This window comes from Pseudomonas phytophila, from assembly GCF_025643095.1.
GTDB lineage: Bacteria > Pseudomonadota > Gammaproteobacteria > Pseudomonadales > Pseudomonadaceae > Aquipseudomonas > Aquipseudomonas quasicaspiana.
In genome coordinates, this window is the sequence record NZ_CP081201.1 from 789,444 (window position 1) to 811,208 (window position 21,765).

General features: G+C 57.7%; 12 protein-coding genes. 9 read left to right on the top strand and 3 right to left on the bottom strand.

Annotation, left to right across the window (positions count from 1 at the left end; genetic code table 11):
- Positions 1 to 254 precede the first annotated feature (254 nt).
- Genes waaF through K3169_RS03425 form a run of 7 tightly spaced genes read left to right on the top strand, consistent with a single transcriptional unit; the run spans position 255 to position 7,230 of the window.
- Entirely contained in the window at positions 255 to 1,289 is a 1,035-nt protein-coding gene (waaF, locus tag K3169_RS03395; protein ID WP_263269958.1) for a lipopolysaccharide heptosyltransferase II, read from the top strand.
- On the top strand, positions 1,290 to 2,357 hold the full coding sequence (gene waaC / locus K3169_RS03400) for a lipopolysaccharide heptosyltransferase I (RefSeq protein WP_263269960.1): 1,068 nt from the start codon (positions 1,290 to 1,292) through the stop codon (positions 2,355 to 2,357).
- Positions 2,357 to 3,481: a glycosyltransferase family 4 protein gene (locus K3169_RS03405; RefSeq protein WP_263269962.1), complete on the top strand. Its 1,125-nt coding sequence runs from the start codon at positions 2,357 to 2,359 to the stop codon at positions 3,479 to 3,481. Before waaC ends, K3169_RS03405 begins: the two co-directional genes overlap by 1 nt.
- A complete protein-coding gene (rfaP, locus tag K3169_RS03410) occupies positions 3,478 to 4,284 on the top strand; it encodes a lipopolysaccharide core heptose(I) kinase RfaP (protein WP_099267722.1) in 807 nt (268 codons plus the stop codon). The genes K3169_RS03405 and rfaP overlap by 4 nt, the downstream gene beginning before the upstream one ends.
- Positions 4,284 to 5,018: a lipopolysaccharide kinase InaA family protein gene (locus tag K3169_RS03415; protein ID WP_231666745.1), complete on the top strand. Its 735-nt coding sequence runs from the start codon at positions 4,284 to 4,286 to the stop codon at positions 5,016 to 5,018. The genes rfaP and K3169_RS03415 overlap by 1 nt, the downstream gene beginning before the upstream one ends.
- The gene (locus K3169_RS03420; protein WP_099267724.1) at positions 5,015 to 5,794 is read left to right on the top strand and encodes a lipopolysaccharide kinase InaA family protein; all 780 of its coding nucleotides are present in this window, start codon (positions 5,015 to 5,017) and stop codon (positions 5,792 to 5,794) included. The genes K3169_RS03415 and K3169_RS03420 overlap by 4 nt, the downstream gene beginning before the upstream one ends.
- Positions 5,794 to 7,230 (top strand): lipopolysaccharide kinase InaA family protein, encoded by a 1,437-nt coding sequence (locus tag K3169_RS03425; protein WP_263269965.1) that lies wholly within the window; start codon positions 5,794 to 5,796, stop codon positions 7,228 to 7,230. Before K3169_RS03420 ends, K3169_RS03425 begins: the two co-directional genes overlap by 1 nt.
- A 331-nt stretch (positions 7,231 to 7,561) precedes the next feature.
- On the opposite strand, the gene K3169_RS03430 is transcribed toward K3169_RS03425, so the two are convergent.
- On the bottom strand, positions 7,562 to 13,717 hold the full coding sequence (locus tag K3169_RS03430) for a membrane-targeted effector domain-containing toxin (RefSeq protein WP_263269966.1): 6,156 nt from the start codon (positions 13,715 to 13,717) through the stop codon (positions 7,562 to 7,564).
- A gap of 251 nt (positions 13,718 to 13,968) precedes the next feature.
- On the opposite strand from K3169_RS03430, the gene tssI reads away from it, so the two are divergent.
- Together tssI and K3169_RS03440 are read left to right on the top strand one after the other, a co-directional pair.
- Positions 13,969 to 15,984: a type VI secretion system tip protein TssI/VgrG gene (gene tssI / locus K3169_RS03435; protein ID WP_263269968.1), complete on the top strand. Its 2,016-nt coding sequence runs from the start codon at positions 13,969 to 13,971 to the stop codon at positions 15,982 to 15,984.
- The gene (locus tag K3169_RS03440; RefSeq protein WP_263269969.1) at positions 15,981 to 16,865 is read left to right on the top strand and encodes a DUF4123 domain-containing protein; all 885 of its coding nucleotides are present in this window, start codon (positions 15,981 to 15,983) and stop codon (positions 16,863 to 16,865) included. The genes tssI and K3169_RS03440 overlap by 4 nt, the downstream gene beginning before the upstream one ends.
- A gap of 75 nt (positions 16,866 to 16,940) precedes the next feature.
- Here K3169_RS03440 and K3169_RS03445 read toward each other — a convergent pair whose 3' ends face one another.
- Together K3169_RS03445 and K3169_RS03450 are read right to left on the bottom strand one after the other, a co-directional pair.
- A complete protein-coding gene (locus tag K3169_RS03445; RefSeq protein WP_263269970.1) occupies positions 16,941 to 18,062 on the bottom strand; it encodes a hypothetical protein in 1,122 nt (373 codons plus the stop codon).
- Position 18,063: 1 nt separating this feature from the next.
- Positions 18,064 to 21,600 carry a toxin VasX gene (locus K3169_RS03450; RefSeq protein ID WP_263269971.1) on the bottom strand — a complete coding sequence of 1,179 codons (3,537 nt, stop codon included), beginning with the start codon at positions 21,598 to 21,600 and terminating at the stop codon, positions 18,064 to 18,066.
- Between the last annotated feature and the right edge of the window lie 165 nt (positions 21,601 to 21,765).

A 21,765-nucleotide genomic window follows, 5' to 3' on the forward strand; every position in this document is an offset into this window, starting at 1 on the left:
CACGGGTTAGCGTTCATCTTGTTGGTTGGCGGTGATCCTGTGGGAGCGAATTCATTCGCGAAGAGGGCGGTACATCCGATAGAGATTTGGTGTTCGATGCGCCGCTTTCGCGAATGAATTCGCTCCCACAGTGCCTCAACCGCTCTTACGGTAAAGGCACTATATAAAGCTATGACAGGGAGGCGTCGGGTTGTGTGGGAACGTCACGCAAGCCGATCGGCCTCCCTGATCGTTTCTGTCGTTTTGGATGAAACATGAGAATTCTGATCGTTGGGCCCAGCTGGGTAGGCGACATGGTAATGGCGCAAACGCTGTTCCAGTGCCTTAAACAGCGCCACCCTGAATGCGACATCGATGTCCTGGCCCCGGAATGGAGCCGTCCGATTCTGGAGCGTATGCCTGAAGTGCGCGCGGCCCTGAGCTTTCCGCTGGGCCACGGTGCGCTGGAACTGGCCACGCGTCGCAGGATTGGCAAGTCCCTGGCGGGGCAATACGATCAGGCGATTCTGCTGCCCAATTCTCTGAAGTCCGCATTGGTGCCGTTTTTTGCTGGCATCCCCAAGCGGACTGGCTGGCGTGGCGAGTTTCGTTACGGCCTGCTCAACGATGTGCGCACGCTCGACAAAGAGCGGTATCCGCTCATGATCGAGCGTTTCATGGCGCTGGCGTATGAACCCGGTGCCGAGCTGCCGCGTCCGTACCCAAAACCAGACCTGCGCATTGATCTCGCCACCCGCGATGCAGCGTTGACCAAGTTTCGCCTGAGCCTGGATCGGCCGGTGCTTGCGTTATGTCCGGGAGCCGAGTTCGGCGAGTCCAAGCGCTGGCCTGCCGAGCATTACGCGAAAGTGGCTGAAACGAAGATTCGCGAAGGCTGGCAAGTCTGGCTGTTCGGTTCGAAGAAAGATCATCCGGTGGGCGAAAGCATTCGTGAACGGCTGATTCCAGGCCTGCGCGAAGAGTCGGTCAACCTCAGCGGCGATACTTCGCTGGCTGAAGCCATTGATCTGTTGTCGTGCGCCGATGCCGTGGTCTCCAACGACTCAGGTCTGATGCACGTCGCGGCGGCGCTGAATCGCCCGCTGGTGGCGGTTTACGGTTCGACATCGCCGGGCTTCACGCCGCCGCTGGCCGATCAGGTGGAAGTCGTGCGTCTGGGCCTGGAATGCAGCCCTTGCTTTGATCGTACCTGCCGGTTTGGCCACTACAATTGCATGCGCCTGCTGGAGCCGGATTCCGTGGTGCAGGCGCTGGGTAATCTGGGTGCCACACCGGTGGAGGTCGCCTGATTGCGGGTCTTGCTGATCAAAACTTCGTCGCTGGGCGATGTGATTCACGCGTTGCCAGCACTGACTGATGCTGCTCGGGCTGTGCCGGGTATCCAGTTTGACTGGGTGGTGGAGGAAGGCTTCGCCGAGATCCCGACCTGGCACCCGGCCGTTGGCAATGTGATTCCGGTCGCGATCCGGCGCTGGCGCAAGAATCTCTGGCAGACGTTCAAGACCGGTGAGTGGCGGCGCTTCAAACAACGTTTGCGCGATACCCATTACGACCTGGTGATTGACGCTCAGGGTTTGCTGAAAAGTGCCTGGCTGACCCGCTATGTCAGCGCACCCGTGGCCGGACTGGACAAGGACTCGGCCCGCGAACCAATCGCCAGTCGCTTCTATGATCAGGCTTATTGCGTCGCGCGCGAGCAACATGCGGTTGAGCGTCTGCGGCAACTGTTCGGGCAAGCGTTGGGTTACGCGGTGCCTGCCGGGCTGGGTGATTACGGTCTCGACCGTGGTCGTCTGCTGGGTGCAGACGACAATACGCCGCCATTCGTTCTATTTCTGCATGGCACCACTTGGGACACTAAGCACTGGCCCGAGCTGTACTGGCGGCAGTTGGCCGAACGCATGGGCGCGCAGGGCCTGCAAGTGCGCTTGCCGTGGGGTAACCCGAGCGAAAAAGCCCGTGCCGAGCGCATCGCCGAAGGTCTGGAACATGCAGCCGTGCTACCGAAGCTGAATCTGGCAGGTGTCGCTCAGGTGCTGGCCAGTGCGCAGGCCTGCGTCGCAGTAGACACGGGTATTGGTCATTTGGCCGCAGCGCTTGATGTGCCGACGGTTTCCCTGTTTGGCCCGACCAATCCTGGGCTGACCGGTGCTTACGGCAAGTCGCAGGTTCATCTGGCGGGTGACTACCCGGCGTGTGCGCCGTGCCTGCAAAAGAAATGTACGTATCAACCGACGGATGAAGACCGCCGTCAGTTCGATACAAAACGCGAGTGGCCGATGTGCTTCACTCGTTTGAATCCCGAGCGGGTAGCGAGCCAATTGGGTTCGCTGTTGCTGGCAAAGGAGCCCGGCTGATGCAACTGGCTTTTGTACTGTATAAATACTTCCCGTTTGGCGGGCTGCAACGCGACTTCATGCGCATCGCTCTGGAGTGCCAGCAGCGTGGGCATCAGATCCGGGTTTACACCCTGATCTGGGAAGGCGAAGTGCCGCCGGGCTTCGAGGTGCTGGTGGCACCGGTCAAAGCGTTCTTCAACCATCGCCGCAATGAAAAGCTCAGGGCCTGGATGGAAGCAGACCTGGCCAAGCGCCCGGTGGACCGTCTGATTGGTTTTAACAAAATGCCTGGCCTTGACGTGTACTACGCCGCCGACGGTTGTTTCGAGGACAAGGCACAGACCTTGCGCCATTCGCTGTATCGCCAATGGGGCCGCTATCGCCATTTCGCCGAGTACGAGCGAGCGGTGTTCGCCAAAGACGCGAAGACTCAGGTGCTGATGATTTCCGAAGTCCAGCAGCCGCTGTTCATCAAATATTACGACACGCCCTTGTCGCGCTTTCATCTGTTGCCGCCGGGCATTGCTCAGGATCGTCGCGCACCTGCAGATGCGCCGCAGATTCGTGCTGATTTTCGCAAGGAATTCGGGTTGGCTGACGACGACTTGTTGCTTGTGCAGATCGGCTCCGGTTTCAAGACCAAGGGCGTGGACCGCAGCCTGAAAGCGCTCGCCGCGCTGCCAGCCGAACTTAAAAAACGTACCCGGCTGTTTGTAATCGGTCAGGACGACCCCAAAGTATTCCAGCTGCAAAGCGCGACGCTGGGCCTGGGTGATCACGTCACCTTCATGAAGGGGCGTAGCGACATTCCGCGTTTCCTGTTGGGGGCCGACGTCCTGATTCATCCGGCGTACAACGAAAATACCGGCACCGTGCTGCTTGAAGCGCTGGTGGCGGGGCTGCCTGTCTTGGTCAGCGCGGTGTGTGGCTATGCTCATTACATCGCCGAAGCCGACAGCGGTCTGGTGCTGGATGAGCCGTTCGAACAGACACAGCTCAACGAATACCTGGCGAACATACTGGCCGACGACACTGCGCGCGCCAACTGGAGCCGCAATGGTCTGGCCTTCGCTGATACAGCCGATCTTTACAGCATGCCGCAGCACGCGGCCGATGTGATTCTGGCGGAGCACTACGCATGAAGTTGTTCCTCGCTGAACCGTTCAAGACCCTTTGGGAAGGCCGCGACGCCTTCGCCGAAGTCGAGCGTCTGGACGGTCAGGTCTATCGCGAACTCGAAGGTCGGCGCACCTTGCGCACCGAAGTCGATGGTCGCGGTTACTTCGTCAAGATTCACCGCGGCATTGGCTGGGGCGAAATCGGCAAGAACCTGCTCACCGCCAAACTGCCCGTGCTGGGTGCAGGCATGGAGTGGAAAGCCATTGCCCGCCTGAAAGAAGTGGGCGTACCGACCATGACCGCCGTGGCTTACGGCGAGCGGGGCAACAACCCGGCTGCGCAGCATTCATTTATAGTCACCGAAGAGCTGGCACCCACCGAAAGCCTGGAGGATGTCAGCATCAACTGGCGGAACGAGCCGCCAGAGCCACGCCTCAAGCGCGCGTTCATTGCCGAAGTGGCGCGGTTGGTGGGCATGATGCATCGCGCGGGTGTCAACCATCGTGACTGCTACATCTGCCACTTCCTGCTGCACACCGACAAACCGGTCACGGCCGATGATTTCCGCCTCTCGGTGATCGACCTGCATCGCGCCCAGACCCGCCGGGCAATTACTCCGCGCTGGCGCAATAAGGATCTGGCCGCACTGTACTTTTCTGCACTGGATATCGGCCTGACGCGGCGCGACAAGTTGCGCTTTCTCAAAGGCTACTTCCAGCAACCGTTGCGCCAGATTCTGGCGCAAGAGGCCAGGCTGCTGCGGTGGCTTGAGGTCAAAGCCGACAAGCTTTATGAGCGTAAAGTCCGCTACGGGGACGCGCTCTGATGGCAGGTTGGAATCTGGAGCCGGCCTACGCGTCCTTGAGTGACGAATTTGGCAGCCTTGACGCGGTGTTTGCGTTGGAAGGCGAACGACTGACCCGGGACCCATTGTCGGAAGTGATCAAGGTTCAGCGCGAAGGCGTTAACTATTACGTCAAACGTTATGTGGGCGCTGGTAAAGGCTTGCGTCGCTACCTGGGCAAGCCGCGTGTCAAATCCGAGTGGCAGAACCTCAAGCGTTTTGCCAAATGGGGCATTCCTACTGCCGAGGTGGTCGCCTGGGGGCTGGAGCGTCGCGGCACCGCTTACGATCGCGGTGCGTTGATTACCCGTGAATTGCCCAATACCGAAGATTTGTCCGCCGTGGCAAAGCGTGAAGACCCACGGCTGTCCGACCGCTCGTGGGTGGATACGATCAGCCGTCAGGTGGCCCGCTACACGCGTGCCATGCATGACCAGAACTTTACGCACAACGACCTGAAGTGGCGCAATCTGTTGGTCGACGATCAAGCCAGGGTATTCCTGATCGATTGCCCCAATGGAGCGTTCTGGACAAGCTTCATGTTGCGGTATCGAATTACCAAGGATCTGGCGTGTCTGGATAAGTTAGGTAAATACCATCTGTCCAACACACAGCGTCTGCGCTTCTATTTGCAGTATCGACAGCGAACGCGGCTGAACGCGTCCGACAAGAAACGTATCCGCCATGTTGTCAGTTTCTTTGAGGGGCGCGAATGACTGATTTTATTGCACCCAGCGAGCGCCCGTTGCTTGAACGCCATGGCCTGGCTGATTTCGACTCGCTTTGGGAGGTCCAGCTCGATGCTGTCGATGAGCCCAATACCGGTCGCGGCGGCTGGAGCAGCGTGTTCCGCATGGAGCTTGAAGGCACGGGCTTCTACCTCAAGCGCCAGAGCAACTACCTGACTCGCACCTTGCACCATCCGCTTGGCGAGCCGTCGTTTTCCCGCGAGTTTCGTAACATCAGCCGCTACCAGAAGTTGGGTATTCCGGCGTTGCAGGCGGTGTTTTACGGCGAGCAGCGCGTCAATGGCGAGCGCCGTGCAATCCTCATGACGCGGGCGCTGGATGGCTGGACTGATCTGGATACGCTGCTGCAGCATTGGCCCGAGATGGAGAGCCAGCAACAGTCTGCGATTCTGCAATCCTGCGGTGATTTGGCGCGCACGCTGCACGCGGCCCGACAGATACACGGTTGCTTCTATCCCAAGCATATTTTCATGCGGGCCAAGGCGGGCTTTTATCGCGCGCAGTTGATTGATCTGGAGAAGACCCGGCCCTTGCTGCTCGGGATGCGTGACCGGATCAAGGACCTTGAGCCACTCTTGCGTCGGGCGCCGATGTGGAGCAGTGCGCAGGTGCGGGAGCTGCTGGCGGCTTATCTGCAAGCGGGGCTCGAGAGCCCGCAGGTCGAAGATTTGTATGTGCGGCTCGGTGAGCGCGGCACTCACAAGCGCGCTGCACGGCGCAGCGAACACGAAGAGATCCGTTGATGCGTTTGTCTGAACTCAAAGAGGCCGGACGTACGCCCGTCTTGCCGATCAATCTGTCATTGGCGGATGCGGCCGGTCCTGCTGAATTGCAATTATTGACGTTGCTGCGGGTTCTGCCCGGTCAGCGTTATGTCGGTGCGGGCGTATGGCGTGGCCGGACAGTGTTGGCCAAATTACTGGTTGGCCCAAAAGCCCCACGACATTTTCAGCGTGAGCTGGAAGGCGTACGTGCATTGGCTGCGCAAGGCATGACCACGCCATTGTTGCTGGCTGACGGTCTTCAGGACGGCGAGGGCGGCTGGTTGCTATTCGAGTTTCTCGAACAGGCCCGCAGCCTCGGTGACGCTTGGCTTGAGGTGGAAGATCAGACGCCGTTGAGCGACGCGCAGCAGGACGTGTTGGGCGAGGCGTTGTCGGCCATCGCTCAGTTGCACCTCAAAGGGCTGTGGCAGGAAGACCTGCATCTGGACAACCTTTTGCGCTGCAACGGCAAGTTGTACTTGATCGATGGCGCGGGGATTCGTGCTGAAGAGGCGGGCAAACCGCTGTCCCGGCAAAAAGTGCTGGAAAACCTCGGCGTGTTTTTCGCTCAGTTGCCCAAGTCTCTGGAACCCTTCACCGAAGAGTTGTTGGTGCATTACCTGTTGAGCAATGGCGAACATGGTCTGCCCATGGAAGCGTTGCAGAAGCAGATCGACAAGGTACGTGCCTGGCGATTGAAGGATTATCTGGACAAGGCGGGGCGTGATTGCAGTCTGTTCAGCGTGATTGATGAGCCGTCGCAACTGCGCGCGATTCGCCGGGAAGAAGAGCCTGCGATGTTGCCGGTGCTGGCTAACGCTGATGCGCTGCTGGATCAGGGTCACATGTACAAGACCGGCGGTGCGGCCAGTGTCGCCCGGGTCGAAGTCGATGGTCGTGCTCTGGTGATCAAGCGCTACAACATCAAGGACCTTGCCCACTGGTTCAAGCGCTTCTGGCGCCCCAGTCGCGCTTGGCATTCGTGGCGTGAAGGCAATCGGCTGATGTTCCTCGGCATCGCCACGCCCAAGCCGCTGGCGTTGCTGGAAACACGCTTTTTCGGTCTGCGGAACAAGGCGTACCTTGTCACCGAGTTTTTGCCGGGGCCGGATATCATCGAGCGCTTCGCGCCTTACGTAACGTCGGGAGATGCGCCGGAAAGCGAGCTGGTGGCGCTGGATCAGCTTTTCGAGCAGTTGGTGCGTGAGCGCATCAGCCATGGTGATCTGAAAGGCCATAACGTGTTCTGGCGCCAGGATCGCTGGGCTTTGATTGATCTGGACGCCATGTGCCAGCACACCTCGCAGGCCTCGTTCGCGACCGCCTTCGCCCGCGACCGCGCCCGCTTCATGCGCAACTGGCCCGCCGATAGCGCGCTGCACCAATTGCTGGAGCAGCGGTTGCCTAAGGTTTAGTTATTTTGGGTGCAGGGCGCTCCAACGGGAATAACCCGGTTTTATATGTGCGGTGCTTACTCGCGATTCAGGCGCTACGGTTCGTCAGACACACCGCGTCATCGTTCATCGCGGGCAAGCCCGGCTCCTATCAAACAAACTACAACTATTTGATTTGGAGTACTTTTTCATCTGTAGGAGCGCGCTTGCCCGCGATCGCGTCAGCACAGGCAATATATTCATCGACTGACAGACCGAATCGCGGGCAAGCGCGCTCCTACAGGGTCCGTGTTTGCTGCGCGACAGCGTGGTGTCAGGGACACCGGGGCGGCTCTCACAAGATCATCGCGTCTCACGCAACCCGCGTCAGATTGATTTCCTCCAGCCCCACTATCAGCGCATCCATATCTACGTAAGGTTTCAGGTTGACCGAGGTCCAGGTAGCTCGCTCCACATAAACCTGTCCTTGTGCGTTGACCTTCACCGGCGTGCGATGAATGGCATTGTCCCGTGCGCGATGGACGATCACAGGCAGGCTGTTTTCACTCTCTTCGACGAAAAACATCCCAGGCCTGATCAGTCTTTCCTCGACAGGCAACGATTGCGCAGGTCGGACGGCAACGGCGGGTTTGAAGGTTTCCATCTCTACCCGAAAGTCACTTTTGATGAAGCTCTGTTGACTGCTCAAGGTATCGGTCACCTTCTCTCCTGGGTCTATCGAGATGCCTCGAGCCTGACCGGGCTTTACATCGATCACTCGTACGCCGATACCGCCTTCCAGCTCGGCGAGTCCCGGGACAATTTTTTCAAACGTATTGGCATGGCTGTTACCGACCAGTGCAATCCACTTGTGGGCCCCCATGACTTCTTGATGTTTGCGCACTGTGCGCGAAGCGAAGTGGCTGAACATCTGTTGCCGAGTAGTCGGCGCCAGACTTTCCAGGTCTTTGAGGTAGTAGCTGGCGGCACAGTCCAAAGCCCTGATTTCCAGGCCCTGACCGCGCGCCTTGGTGATCAGCTGTTCAAAGGTGTAAACGCCGTCGACATCGGTGTTATGACCTCGGTCCATCCTTTTCAAGTCATGGAGCAGGGTTTTGCTCATGTAGCCGGTGTCGACGAAACGATCCAGGTCTGCCTGATGGACGTCGCTGAGCAGGTGCTCGATGTAGAGCGTTTTTACCTCTTGTCTGGACAGTAACGGCAAGTTGTCGATGATCAGCTTCTTGCTGGCAATGGAAGAATGGACCTCTCCAATGACCACACCATCGGCATGCTGATACAGATCTTCGAGAAAATCGCCATGGCTTATGCCCGGTGCAACGGCTGGCATGGTTGGGCGAGCCGGTAACTCCTTGACGATGATGGTCCGGGCATCTTTCTGCAATGCGTGGCGCAGATTGAAGAATTGGTCACTGACCAACGAGTGCTGTTTATTGGCGCTGAAGTAACGCGAGTCCAGCCCACGGTTCTCGAAATTGATCAATTCATGCAGGGTGTCTCGTGTTTCTGCGGGCATCGAATAGGCGGTGTCCCGCAAGGACAGTTGCAGGGCCGTAGGTGGCGTTTCAGCGGGCCAGTGTTGCACGTCGACTGGTTGCCAGCCGCTGGCGTCATTCCACTCAAACCCTGGCTTGCCCGTGTAGGGGTTATCGAGTTCGCCCCTGAATTTTCTATGTATCTGCTGATAAAGCGCGTCATCCAGTCGGCTGGGCGGCGATTGCGTCAGTGCTGTAGCCAGGCTTGATGCGCCTTGATCCTGGATCAGCGGGTTGGCCATTTCGATCCGGAAATCGGACTTGCCAAACGCATTGCCGGTTTCTTCAATCTCCCGGCTGATAACGGTCGGTCGACCGAGGGGCACTTCGCGTACGCGCACGCTGATCGCGCCTTGCAGCTCGGCGATGCCAGGGACTTGTTGATACGTATTGGCAAATTTCTGGTCGAGTAACGCCACCCAGCGGCGTGATGGATGAGACGTAACGTCGGCGCTAATAACTGTATGTGCGAAGAAGTTGCTCATTTTTTGTTCAGTTGCCAGGTCGCCCGCTGCGATTGCCACCGGATTATTGAGCAGTGGGTAGCTGACCGAAGAGCTGATCGGTCGAACTTCCAGACCATGGCGGTGCGCGGTCTTTATCAAGTGATAGTAGTCATATTCCTTGCTGCGGTTTCTCAGTGCGCCGCCGTTGAGTTCTTCCAGCCAGAATTTCAGGTCACTTGAGCCTGTCTTGCTTCTGGCCCCCAACTTTCGGTATTTCTCCAGTTTGTACATATGCAGATCGGTAAACAGATGCGGAATGTACAAAACCTTCACGTCCTGTTCAGCCAGCGCGGCCATGTTTTCGATGAGTAGACGCTTGCTGGCGAGGGACCTTGGGGCCTCGCTGATAACCATCGCGTTGCTGTTTTCGAAGACTTTCCTGATCAGCCCGGTAGCTCCGGCGTTCGCGTCCAGGCTAGGTAACACCGGGCGTGGTGCCGGAACGGCCGACGTAAAAAATGCCTGCGCATCAAGGTAGAGTTTGTCTCGTTGGGCTGAGAATCTGGAGCGCACCTCTCTGAAAACAGCATTGAAATAGTCTTCAAGATCCAGCCCCAGTGCGTCCATCGTGTTACTGGTATTACTGAGAATGCTGAAATGTGGGCGTAACTGCAGTGGCAGTTCATAGGGCACTACCGCACTGGTAATGGGGTCGGCGGTTGTCGCGGTTTCACTCACCAGCGGCCTGAATGTATCGTCCATCCCGCCACGCAGATTGTGTCGCAGCAGGAGTTGCCATTTGCCCTGAGCATCCAGCCGTACCGGACGCCTGCCGAAGAAGGCGAACGGATTTTGCGGGTCGATGATGTTCCAGCAGCGCGCTCCCGCATCGAAGTGGACCTCGAAAACCTGAGTGCCGAGTTCGATGTAATACTTGTTATTGATCAGGCTGACGCCATTGGCGTGGCCGGACGACAACGGGCTCGTATCTTTCAGTGAAATGTTCACGGCGATCCCCTGTTTTATGCCGTCTGCGTTCAGGGCTGTCGACTGGGCGACAGGCTGGCCCAAGGGGCGCCATGCACCGTCCAGGTCACGCTGGGCGAACTCTCCGGTCGGTTGTGGGGCTTTGGAAAGATCGCTGTTCACGTGGTACACCGATGCATGGCCATTCGCGTTTGGCTTGCTGCGCCAGAAGGTCTCCCCCTCGAGGTGCACGGGATGCAGGTCCGCCTGGGTGGGGACGCGTGTGATGTTTTTCGCGGCCGGAAGTACTGACGTATGTTTGCCGTTGTGCCCGAGTTGGCGCAATGCACCGAAGCCTTTCATGCCGGCTGACAAATCCCCGGCCGCGCCCAGGCTGTTGAACAGTGAGCTGAGAATGTAGGCGCTGGCGGTTTCCCGGTCGCCATTGGCGAAGGCTTGCAGGGCTTTCATGCTGTCGCGCAGGGAAAGCAGCGCGCCGACCGCGAAGCTGGCCGGTGGGAAGGGCAGCGTTACCACTGTGGCGACCAGCTCGAATGTTATCCAGGCCAGTTTCGCCAGCATATCGCTGCGGCCAGTGGTCGTGTCCTCCACATCGCGCAGTTGGCGCTCGAGGGGGCGATTGAAGCAGAGATCCTGGAAGTCGTTCACTGCATCCCGCGGTATGACCGGCGGTTTGCTCTCTCCGCCTTCTCTCATGTCGCGCAGGAAGAACGACAGTTTGCGGCGTGCATCAATCCGGCAGCGGTCTTTGTAGTAATCGATCATGCCGGAGGTTGAGAGCGAGCTTTTGAAGTCGCTCAACAGGCGCAACTCAAGACCATCCGGTGCCTGCGGGGTGTAAAGCATTGTTGCCTGGGTCGCGTCGGCGGATGACAACAAATAACAACCCTGAACGGTTTCAACCTGAATCAGCTCGACCCTGCCAGGTGAAACCGCGTTATAGAGATCGTTCACGACTTCGCCCACCTTGGAGATATCGGTGCCTATCAGCGGGTTTTCCAGGCGCAGTTGCAAGGTGTGCAGCGGATAGAGGAGCCGCGCCGGGCTGTCGGTCCGGTGCAGATGGCTCATGGATAACCGGAGCCACTGGTACTGCTTTGAGTCGAGTTGACCTTTAAGATAGCCACGCAGTGCAGCCGCTTTCATTTGCAGTACGGTGATCTGCAGGCTGCTGCGCCGGCGATGGTCGTAACCGGGAGAGGCAGGATCGAGCAGGGTATCCCTGACCAGCTTGATGTAATCGTCGCTGAGCCACTTGCCATGTACCGAGCGTGCGACTTTTTGCGGCGTCAGTGGCGTCAGATCGATAGACGACGGGCCACTGAATGTTGCTTCGGTGTCGGCGCTGCTGCTGAGCAGCCCAAGGGTATCGTCATAGCCGTTGCGCAACATCTGCGTGTAGCTCAGTACTTCGCGCTGGGAGGTGATGATGATCTGGTCCGGATCGACGCTGCCTTCAGCCACACCCAGTAACTCGCTGATTTTTTTGCTGGCGCGCTGATGAACATAATCCTCGAAATCCTGCGACTGGGTCGGCGGTTTTGCGTGGAAGTTTTCGGTAGCGCCGGCTATCGCATCTTCCAGGGCTAGCAGTTCCTGTCGCTCGGCGAGGCTGGCGCGCATGAACCAGTCCGGCGTTCGTTGCGCCTGATCGGCGGCGGCCACTCGCACATGCTGGCGCACGAACTGCCCAAGGGCCTGATTGTAGTGGCTGCGGGTGATTAGCTGAACGTAGTTGGCGGGTGGGTAAGGCTTGAGGCGCAGGGCGGCGAAGCGCTTCTCGAGATTTTCACGGCTGGACGCTGGCACCTGTTTAAGCAAATAACGGCTCATTTCAGGCGATGTGGTCCAGCTGACCAGTTCGTGGGTGAGTTGAGTCTGGTTGTCGAAGGCTTGAAAACGTTGTGCCCTCGGCGCATCGGCAGCGAACATGATCAGCCGCTCAAGGCGTCCCTGGGCATCGTTTTTACGAAAAATCAGCATGCCGCCCAGAATGTCGCCGTCATCAAGCTTGATCTGCTGGACTTGCAGATTTGGCGTGGTCTGCCCCGTTGCATCCGTCTCGATCTGCTCAATGATCGCGAAATCGTCCGCCAGGATATGCGCCTGCATCTTTGCCGCGTAGGCCAGAGCGGTTACCTGCTTGCGTGTGAGGTCGCGCATCAGTTGCTGATTGTGCTCAGTTGCGTAGACCGTTTGTTGGTACTCGCGAAATACAGTGCCCAGATTCAGATCGTCGACCAGCTTCGCCACGTAAGCGTGGGTTAGCAGTGGATGGCTCGTTTGCATCAGCGTGCCGTTCAGGCGGAAGGTGCTCAGCATCTGGAATGCCGAGCTGGCGTCCGTGTCTCCGGGATGCAGCCCGTACAGTGCCATTTCCAGCAGCGAGCGCCGGGTCGTATAAAGTTCGCCGGTGATTGCCAGTCGGCGTTGTGTCGTGATCATGATCTGCTCGGGTTCCAGATCGTAGCCAAGGTCGGAAGCGATGCGAGCGCGCAGCCGTATTCTGGCGAAGGACTCATGGGAAGTTGCGCCACCCAGGGCGCTGAGCAATGCCGTGCGGCTCTGTTCGTAATGGGTCAGGCGTTGCTGATATTGATTGAGGTCGTCCTGGCTGGCGACCTTGATCCAGTGGGGCAGATTCCTGCGCTGCTGGCGTTCCCAGTAAGCCATTTCGCGCTGTGCAAGCATGGCCCCGGGGCCAAACAGCCCCTGCATGTCCATGGCCGCCGCGATTCGTGCAGAGATCGTTTTACTGTCGGTTGCCTTGGCATTGAGGCAGGCATGGCGCACATCGCTGCGTTGCTTGTGGAGTTGGCGCTCGAAAGCATGGGCAAAGGGACTGCCGGTGACCGGTTGCAGTTGCAGGTCGGCAGCGCTAAACGGCTCCAGATAGAGGCTCGGATCCTGTGTGATCGTCTCCAGTAATTGCTGGTCGCGCTGCTGGGCATTGTTGAACAGCGCATGACGCAACACATCGTTGTTGAGCCACTGAACAAGCGTTGTGCCAAAGGCGGTGCGGCTTGCGAAACCCTCCGTACCCAGGCCGGGCAAGACCAGCAAGGTCAGGCCTGTGATTGAAATGAACACCAGCGCGCCAGCGATCTCAATGGTTGTCTTGTCATTGAGTTGCACATGCAGCGTGAACATCTCCAGAGAACGGCCGATCTGTTTACTGACTGTTGGCAGGGGTAAGCAAGCAGCATATTGCGGGTCCAGATGGCGTTCGTGGTTTTTGACGATCACCTCGTTGCGCAGTGCCTGCTCCATGCCCTGAATGAACAGTGCTTTACGAACTGGACCTTTGGCGCTGGGGGCTTGCCAGAAATCGTCGAGCTGTTGGAGCAGCGCAGCCACGCTGGTTTCTTTGGCCGAGTCGTCCTGCCCGCCAAGCGTTTCAATGATTGCGGCGCTGGCTTTTGGCAAAGACTTGAGCTCCTCGGCGAACGTGATGTCCAGGGCACTGAGTCGATGCAAGGCGCCAGATGCCAATGGCAGGGTCTCTGCCGGTGTTGGGGGGAGCGGAGTGAGTTGTGACATAAGGATCAATAATCCTGAATGATTGATAGGTGTAAAAGTGCGGCCCGGAGGAGGTACCGCTTTGAGTTCAATCAATCAGGAGTGGGGTGGGTGGGGGTGTTAGATAGTTAGTGGCCTGCCCGGTCTTCGAAGCAGAAGCGTTGGGATTACATTTGCAGAAACGTCCCACAGATCAAACGACTTAAGCCTGACTGACACTTTTATCGCTTAGGAGCAAAGTCCCGCCTTTTATTCAGGCCAAGGACTTGCTCATGTTCAACCCCGCCAACCGCGCTTCGTTCACGCTGGAAATAGCCGGGCTTGAGCATGACTTTCGAGTGCTGGCCTTTACCGCGAAGGAATCCATCAGCCGTCCGTTCAGTGTGCGCATCGAGTTGGTCAGCGAACGGGCCAATCTCAAGCTGGAAGACGTGCTGCACCGACTGGCGTTTCTGAGGTTCGACGCTGACGGTAATGGTCTCCACGGACAGATCGGCGAAATCGCTCAGGGTGATTCCGGCAAGCGCTTTACCCACTACTTCATCCAGTTGGTACCCAGCCTCAAGCGTCTGGAATACCGCAGCAATCATCGGATCTTTCAGGGCAAGACCGTCCCTGAAATCATCGCGGTGGTCCTCAAGGATCACGCGATCTTCAGCAATGGGTTTGCTTTCCGGTTGCGCGAGCCCTGCAAACCCCGCGATTACTGCACCCAGTATCAGGAAACCGACCTGCATTTTGTGCGCAGGCTGTGCGAAGAAGAGGGCATCCACTTTCACTTTCAGCACAGCCCTGACGAACATTTACTGGTGTTTGCAGACGACCCTATTCAGTTGCCGGTACTCAAGCCTGCGGTTGCGTATGTGCAGAGCAGCGGACAGGTTGCAGACGCGTCGGTTATCAACAGATTCAACGTGCGACTCGCCACGCGCTCGGCCAAGGCCAGCCATCAGACCTATCACTTTCAATTGCCTCAGGTGGACCTGCTCAGCAGTGCGGGCGGCGATGGTCGTAAGGAGCTGGAGGATTACCAGTATCCCGCGCCGTTTACCGACCTGAGTGTTGGCGCTCGGCAAGCGCAAAAGGCGCTTGAGCGAAACCGCAGTGATGTCCAGTTGGCCAGTGGTTCGAGTGATCAAAGTGCGCTGGTCAGTGGCCACTTGTTTGAACTGACGCATCCTAATCCGGAGTGGAGCCAGCAATGGCTGCTGACGTCGGTGTTCCATGAGGGTAAACAGCCGCAGGTGCTGGAGGAGTCCACGTCTCGGGCATCGGGAGCGTTTACCCAAGGTTATCGCAATCGTTTTGAAGCCATCCCCGGGAAGGTGCCGTTTCGTCCACCGCTCAAGCACCGCAAACCAAGGGTTTTAGGCAGCCAGCATGCGGTAGTTACAGGTCCGCCCGGCGAAGAGATCTACTGCGACGACTATGGGCGGATCAAGGTCAAGTTCTTCTGGGATCGTGAAGGCTCGCGTAACGAGCATTCCAGCTGCTGGCTGCGGGTCGCCACTGGTTGGGCCCATGAGCAATACGGCACGACGATGATTCCCCGCGTCGGCATGGAAGTGATCGTGGGTTACTTCGATGCTGATCCGGATCAGCCTTACGTACAGGCCTGTTTGCCCAATGCCGTTACCCGAGCGCCGCTGAACCTGCCTATGCAGAACACCCAGACCGTGCTCAAGACCCAAAGCAGCCCAGGCGGCGCAGGTTTCAACGAACTGCGCATCGAAGACCGCAAAGGTGCCGAGTCAATTTCCATCCGCGCTCAACGCAACTGGTCTGAGCATGTGCTGAACGATCAGTCGATCCAGGTGGATAACCAGCGCAAGGTGAACGTAACCGGGCTGTCCAGCCACGAGCTGCATGGCGAAGAACACCACCTTACCCATGGGGCACGCAAAACCCAGGTGCTGGCCGATGACTCGTTGACGGTGGTCGGTAATCAGCACATCAGCGCCGCGAATCATCTGGTCAGTGCGGCCACACAAGTGCATCTGCACTCAAAAGTGGACGTAGTGATCAATGCGGGGCTAAACGCAACGATCAAGGCAGGTGGGCAGTGGATAAGTATCAGTCCGGCTGGGATTTTCAGCAGTGTGCCTATTCAAGTTGGCGGTGTTCCAGTGTCGGGAATGCCTGCGGTTCCTGGTTTGCCTGCGGCGTTGATACCCCAAGTGGCGTTGCCCGCGAATCCATCCTTGATTCCAGATGTACAACTCAAGGCTATCGAACATGGCGCCCCGTTTTGCCAAGCCTGTGCTGACGCCAGGAAGGAATTGTCATGAACGGCGAGCGCTCTGTGCAATCTCCACTGCCTGACGATTTCCCTTGGGATAAGACGGTCGGGCTTTTACTCGATGCCATTCAGGTCAAAAACCTGCTTCAACGCCTGTACCAGTGGAATCCGGAACCGAGAGTGAGCGTGCTTTATCACGAGACCCGCTGGGCTGAAATCAGTCGGCTTTCACCGTGTCTGGTGCGCTTGCATGATGCTGATGATCCGGTTCTTTTGCAGTTTCTGGCTCACACTCAGGAGTTGTGGGGGTATCTGCTGGTCAGTGATGGTTCGTGGGATGACCTGTTAGCTCATGTGCGCTGGCTGACCTGTTTCAAGCCGCCCCAAGGCGAAGACATGTATTTGCGCATCTCTGACCCCGCAGTGGCGCATGCGTTATTTGCAGCAGAGCGTGATCCGGGACCGGACCTTTTTGGCCCCTGCCAGGAGGTTATCGTCAGCGCCGCAACCCGTGATGGATGGATACAACTCAAACGCCCCGGCGACAAGTACATTCCGCAGTACGACAAATCATTTATGGCAAGCGACGCGCAATGGGCTGCTCTGAAAGGCGTGGCTTTTAACAAATCCATGGGTGAGCTTTACCAGCACATGCAGCGTTTTTTCCCCGATTACCGTACAGAACTGACCTCTGAACAGCGCCTGAAACACATCCATCAACTTGCTCACTCTGCCATCAAAAGAGGTTTTGAGACCGAGCAGGAGATCTGGTTGTACGCCAACGTTTTCGGTTTTCTGGGGGATGACGTGCTGGAGCAGCACCCGGACATCGCTGAGTTGCTGACCGTCCGTTCGGAGCTGAGCACGCTGGAGCGTGTTGATCGCGCTGCGACGATGGCGGCAGAGATCGCTGGAGCGGGAAACTTGTAGGGGGCACCGAGTTTATGAGGTCAGCGATGGGGGGCAGACAGGCCGCCATCGCTGCCTCGCGTTGCTCGTGAGCTCCTACAGGGGGGCTGTCTGCTGTACCTCGGTAAACCGTGCTGCAATGTTTTGACTGGGCTTTTGCGTGTGCAGGGTTCTGACCGCTTGGGTCATGCGCTTTAACTTTTCACTGGGCCTGGCCCATTGCTCGGCGGGTAACGGCTCTGACCAGTTTTGCATCGCTTCAGGTATGGCAGCGCGGCCGATGCTTTTGATGTGGCGGATTTCCCATTCGGTGAGGTAGTTGGGCAACGTCCACAAGGTCAGCACGTGGTACGTGTACCACCAGAACGGATAGAAGAAACCAACCTCGCGATTTTTGCGCCGACGTCGCATCCGCTCCCGTGCGTTGTAAAACGTATGCAGTCCTTCATGCGGCGGGTCGCCGGGGTTTTGCAGGTCCAGCGGATCCTGAATTTCCTTCAGGGTGTGAACTTCATATTCCATGTACGCCCGAATCGCCTCCCAGTTGCACACCGCCAGATCAAACCCGGCGCAGAAAAGCTCCAGGCTGTAATGCTCATCGTGAGGCGGATGATAGAACCCCACGCCCATGGCGTAGCGGATGTCCATGCCGTACTGCGTCACGCTCCGTGCCTGTACGACCCAGGCGGATAGCGATTCCCATGGCACGAAGATAGGCTCGGTATGGCCACGGGGGACGAAGCAGACTTCACGGCGCTGGCGATTGAAGCGGGTGGGGACGACTTCGTGGTATTTGTTGAGGTGGTTGAAGGTGATGATGAGGTAGAGGGTGAGGGTGGCAGCAGCGGCCCAGCCTCCCATCTCTAGGCCTAACGGTATCAACACCATCATTATTTTGGTTGCACTTTCGACTCCTCTACCCTCTGCAATAGAAAGCAGCCAGTCCAGTGAGGGTGTAAGCAAGCCAAAAAACCAGATGGCCCAAAACGGTGCTCCTAAACCCATCTGCCAAGCGAACACTGCAGGTAGCCCAACACCGAAGTCCAGATGCGCATCATTCATTTCAGCGACTGCATGCCCGTAATCCTGAGCGGGCAGGTCAGTTGGCAATGGCAATGGGGCGAGGTACACAATCTGGCCTGTCAGGAAGGTTTCTCGCATACCGGCATGAGGGGCGTGATGAATCTCCGGCGGTGCTTCAGGGGCTATTTTCGCCATCTCAGTTTTTTCCCGACGGCATGGTCGCGGGGTAGATACCGAAGTGAGGGCACTGATCTCCCTGATGCTCAACATCAACTGCAGAAAAGTCGCCGCTCTCACCGGTAAGTTTAAAACGCACGTCATACGAGAGGCCTTCGTACAGGCCTTCCTGTGTCCGATAGCCCAGTAGTATTGACAGCATGAAGTCGCAACGTCCTGGAGTGGGGGAGGTGAGCAGTCCACTAATATCTGTCAGCCGCAGAATCAACGGTGTTTCTTGATAAAGCTGAAAGCTTTCTTGCAGTCTCTCCTTTAAAGGTGTCCATCGTTCGGGGCTGTAGTCGCGTCCGTGTTGGGCCCGAACAATCTGATAGCCGCCAATTTTGAGCAAGGCTCCGCTGGCGTAGCTGCCGATAGGTAGGGCTAAATCATCGGCAGACAGCTTTGGAAAGTGCAGTAGAAAGAGCCTGGGTTTAGGGTTGCTCGGGTCGTCATTCGACGGAACAATCTCCATGCGCGGGGCCTGAATATGGCCATGAAGTTCTTTTAGGTACTCGCCTAGAGGAAGTGAGCGACGTCGTTCAGCATCCTGACTCCAGGGTGTACTGAGCAACCAGCGATCATGGCGGCTGAGGTTATTGCGGTTGTAGAACCAACTTCCGGAAAGTTCCAGCGCAGTAAATAAAACCCCGGCCACGTTGAAGCGGAAAAATACGGTGGAGAGGCGTGTGCCTGCCAGGGCCCATGCCGCGGTCCGTGCAGTGGAACTCGCTTCAGTAGAGAGGACATGTCTAAAAGCTTGAACTGTTTCACGCAAGCCATAGGCATTGCTGGCAACAAAACCACTGTTGCCAAGTATGCTGAGCGTTGCCCCAGTTTGCGCGTCGCCGTTGCCATTTCGTACGGCATCCGACCAGTTTTTGTGGGAGCTATTCAAACTCATTACAGCCGCAATCGTTCCGGAAATGTACCCGACCATGCCTAACCCAATGTGCAGTTTGCCCATCTGCACATGTACGCCCATCAGTTCCGCTTTCTTGAAGTTTTTCGCTAATTCCGCTGCGTGGGCACTCAGAGCTGTGTCTGCAATACCTTGCGCTGCGCCAAAGCCAGCAGAAACGGTGGCCGCCAGTGAGCTTCGGTAAGAGCTGTAGTTCATGGCGCTTTCGGGCTGAGCAAGCGTCTCTTGCCTCACCTGCACAAAATTCACCACCTGCGCCACAAACACCAACAACCCGGCCCCATCCCCCAGCAACCCGGCCTTCGGCGCAACCGTCACTCCGCGCCGATAGTTATCCAGCACGGTTTTAATCTCTTGATGCTGCTGCGCCGGAAACACCAGCGCCAACCCAGGCTTGCCCGATGAGGCCGGTTGAAGATGTGTCGCGTCCGAAGGCAGGTCGGCCAGCGGACTCATGGCCTTTGCCAGTTGTTCTTCCAGTCCGCTTAACCTTTGCTGTGTGGCTTGTCGGGAGAGCTTGAGGTTCTCGGCAGCGGTGCTGGTGTGCCAGAGAGGATGTCTGGCTCGGGATTCTTGTGCTTCGTTGTTCAGATAGCGCAGGTATTTGCGCTCTTTTTGTACCGCTTTAACGGTCTCGCCCAATGCCTTCAGATCTTCGGCACTGGCGATCTGGAAGGCGACGTTTTCTCGTCGTGCTGCGTCGAGGATGGTGACGCCCGTAGCCTTGGGCAGGCTGCGAAACAGGGCGTCCATACCGGGCAACTGGCCTTTGTCCATCTGCTGCAAAAACGCCTGCAAGGCCTGCTGGATGCCCATGTGCAAAGCTGGAGCAAGGGTGCCCCAGGCGGCTGCGATGTTGACTTGTGTGCTCGACGATAGCCGTTTGGTGTTGAGTAAAACCCCGGCCCCCCATTGCTGGAGACGCTCCAGCGAATCGGGGGCCTCTTTTATCAGCAACCAGCCCGCATTGATGAAGTAGGAAAACTGCACGCCCAGCTCTGTTTGCGCGCTCAGGGGCGCGGCATAGAACAGTGGGCGGGACATGGCCGGGTTGAGGTTGAGCCAGACGAGTACCTTGTCGAGAGCGTAGTCGCTGCGGCAGATGTCTTTCAGGCAGGCGTATTCGGTGATTGCGGCGTGGTCGACCTGCTCATTGTCCTCAACGTCGTAGTACCAGATGGCCCGATGCAGGCGGTTTTTGATCAGCAGTTCGACGCGGTCGTGGGTGATCTTTTCCAGCAGTTCATTGAGTGGCTGCAGGACTTCGCGTTGCTTCTTGAGGAAGGCATCCATGCGCGGGCGATCGATAAGGTCGTTGATGCCGCGTTGACCGAATTTTGCGCCATGGAGCAGTTCCTTCGTACGCTTGTCCATCTGGCGATAGAGTCGCCAGAGAGGCTGGCGATGTCGGGCAATAAATGCGGAACTGGTGTCAGTGAAGCGTTGCTCAAGGTAATACTGCTGAAGGGCTTGCAGCCGGGTTCCATGCCCGGCATACATGTTCGCCGGATCAGTGCTGGGCGGTATCAGTTCGAGTCTGGCTTTCAGGTCTGCGGGTAACCCCGGGTCTTCCACGCGTGGCGCGGGATGCTTGCTGTTGTCCTCAGTCATCACTTCCAGCAGGGTTTTACGCGTATCACTGCGCTCGGGTTCTGCCAGTAATTCGAGATCATCCAAAAGCGCCTGGAGCGCCGGATCCGCCTCTGCCCGCTCGCTGAGACCGGCGGCGCTGATCTGAGTGAGCGATTCGATGTAGCAGCCCAGCAGGTAGTCACGCTCGACCTGACCTTCCTCGGTTCCGCTTTTCGCCCAGGCATCTATCTGGCCGACCACCTGATCCTGATACTGCGCCAGATCACGCATCACCCCGACGTCATCACGAACGGCCAGAAACAGGAAGTCACGCTTATGAGCGGTGGTGATCTGGCTGGTGAATTCTTCAAGAATGGTCTGGCGATACAGCGGTGTGTGTTCCCAGGCGTAGGGAATCTTCGTCGACGTGTTGTCCGGTCTGTCCGCCCAACTGCCGCTGCTTTCGGCCAGCCACACGGCCATCTTTCTGTCGTCGATCAGGTCCCGGGCATCGCCGCGCTGAATATTTTCAAAGCTGACGCGCTGCATGAAGTACTCGCGCTCGGTGGCAACCTTGAGCACCTGTGCGCATTTGAAGGCCGTCCACTGGACCTCGGAAAAAGAGACGTGCAGAACGCTGCTGCGAGAGAACGCCAGCGCTGGATCAGCTTCGATCACGTCAGCGCGAAGATCCTTGATGACGTGATCGCCCTTGAACAACAGCGCAGTCACGGAGCCATTCGCTATCTGATACTCATGTAACAGGCCAGTGGCGCTGTCGATGATGTACAGATAGCCGTCCCGCAACAGACGAAATCCCAAAGGCAAGGCCTGCAGTTTGTAAGGCATGGCGATTTCGATGGACGGATCTAGGTCTTCCACCAGGCCATAACGCACCGGCAGCAGTTGTAAGGTCTGACTCATCAGCGGACAAAATCCGCCAGCATCGGGCGCCTCGGCGGGTTTGGCCCTGGCGACCATATTGGCCATGTGGCCACGCGGCGTTATGTGAGGATTTGTCATGCAGGCTCCTGCCATGGGCTGGCGAGTAGAGGCCAGGATCCAGATGGCGGAGCGTGTAATCTCAAGCCCGACCCTGAGCGAGGGGCGGGAGAGTGGCTGATGAGCGGCGAGCGCTCAATGCACGCAAAGCGCTTTAGGAAAGGCCCTACGCAAAGTGTCGTAGAT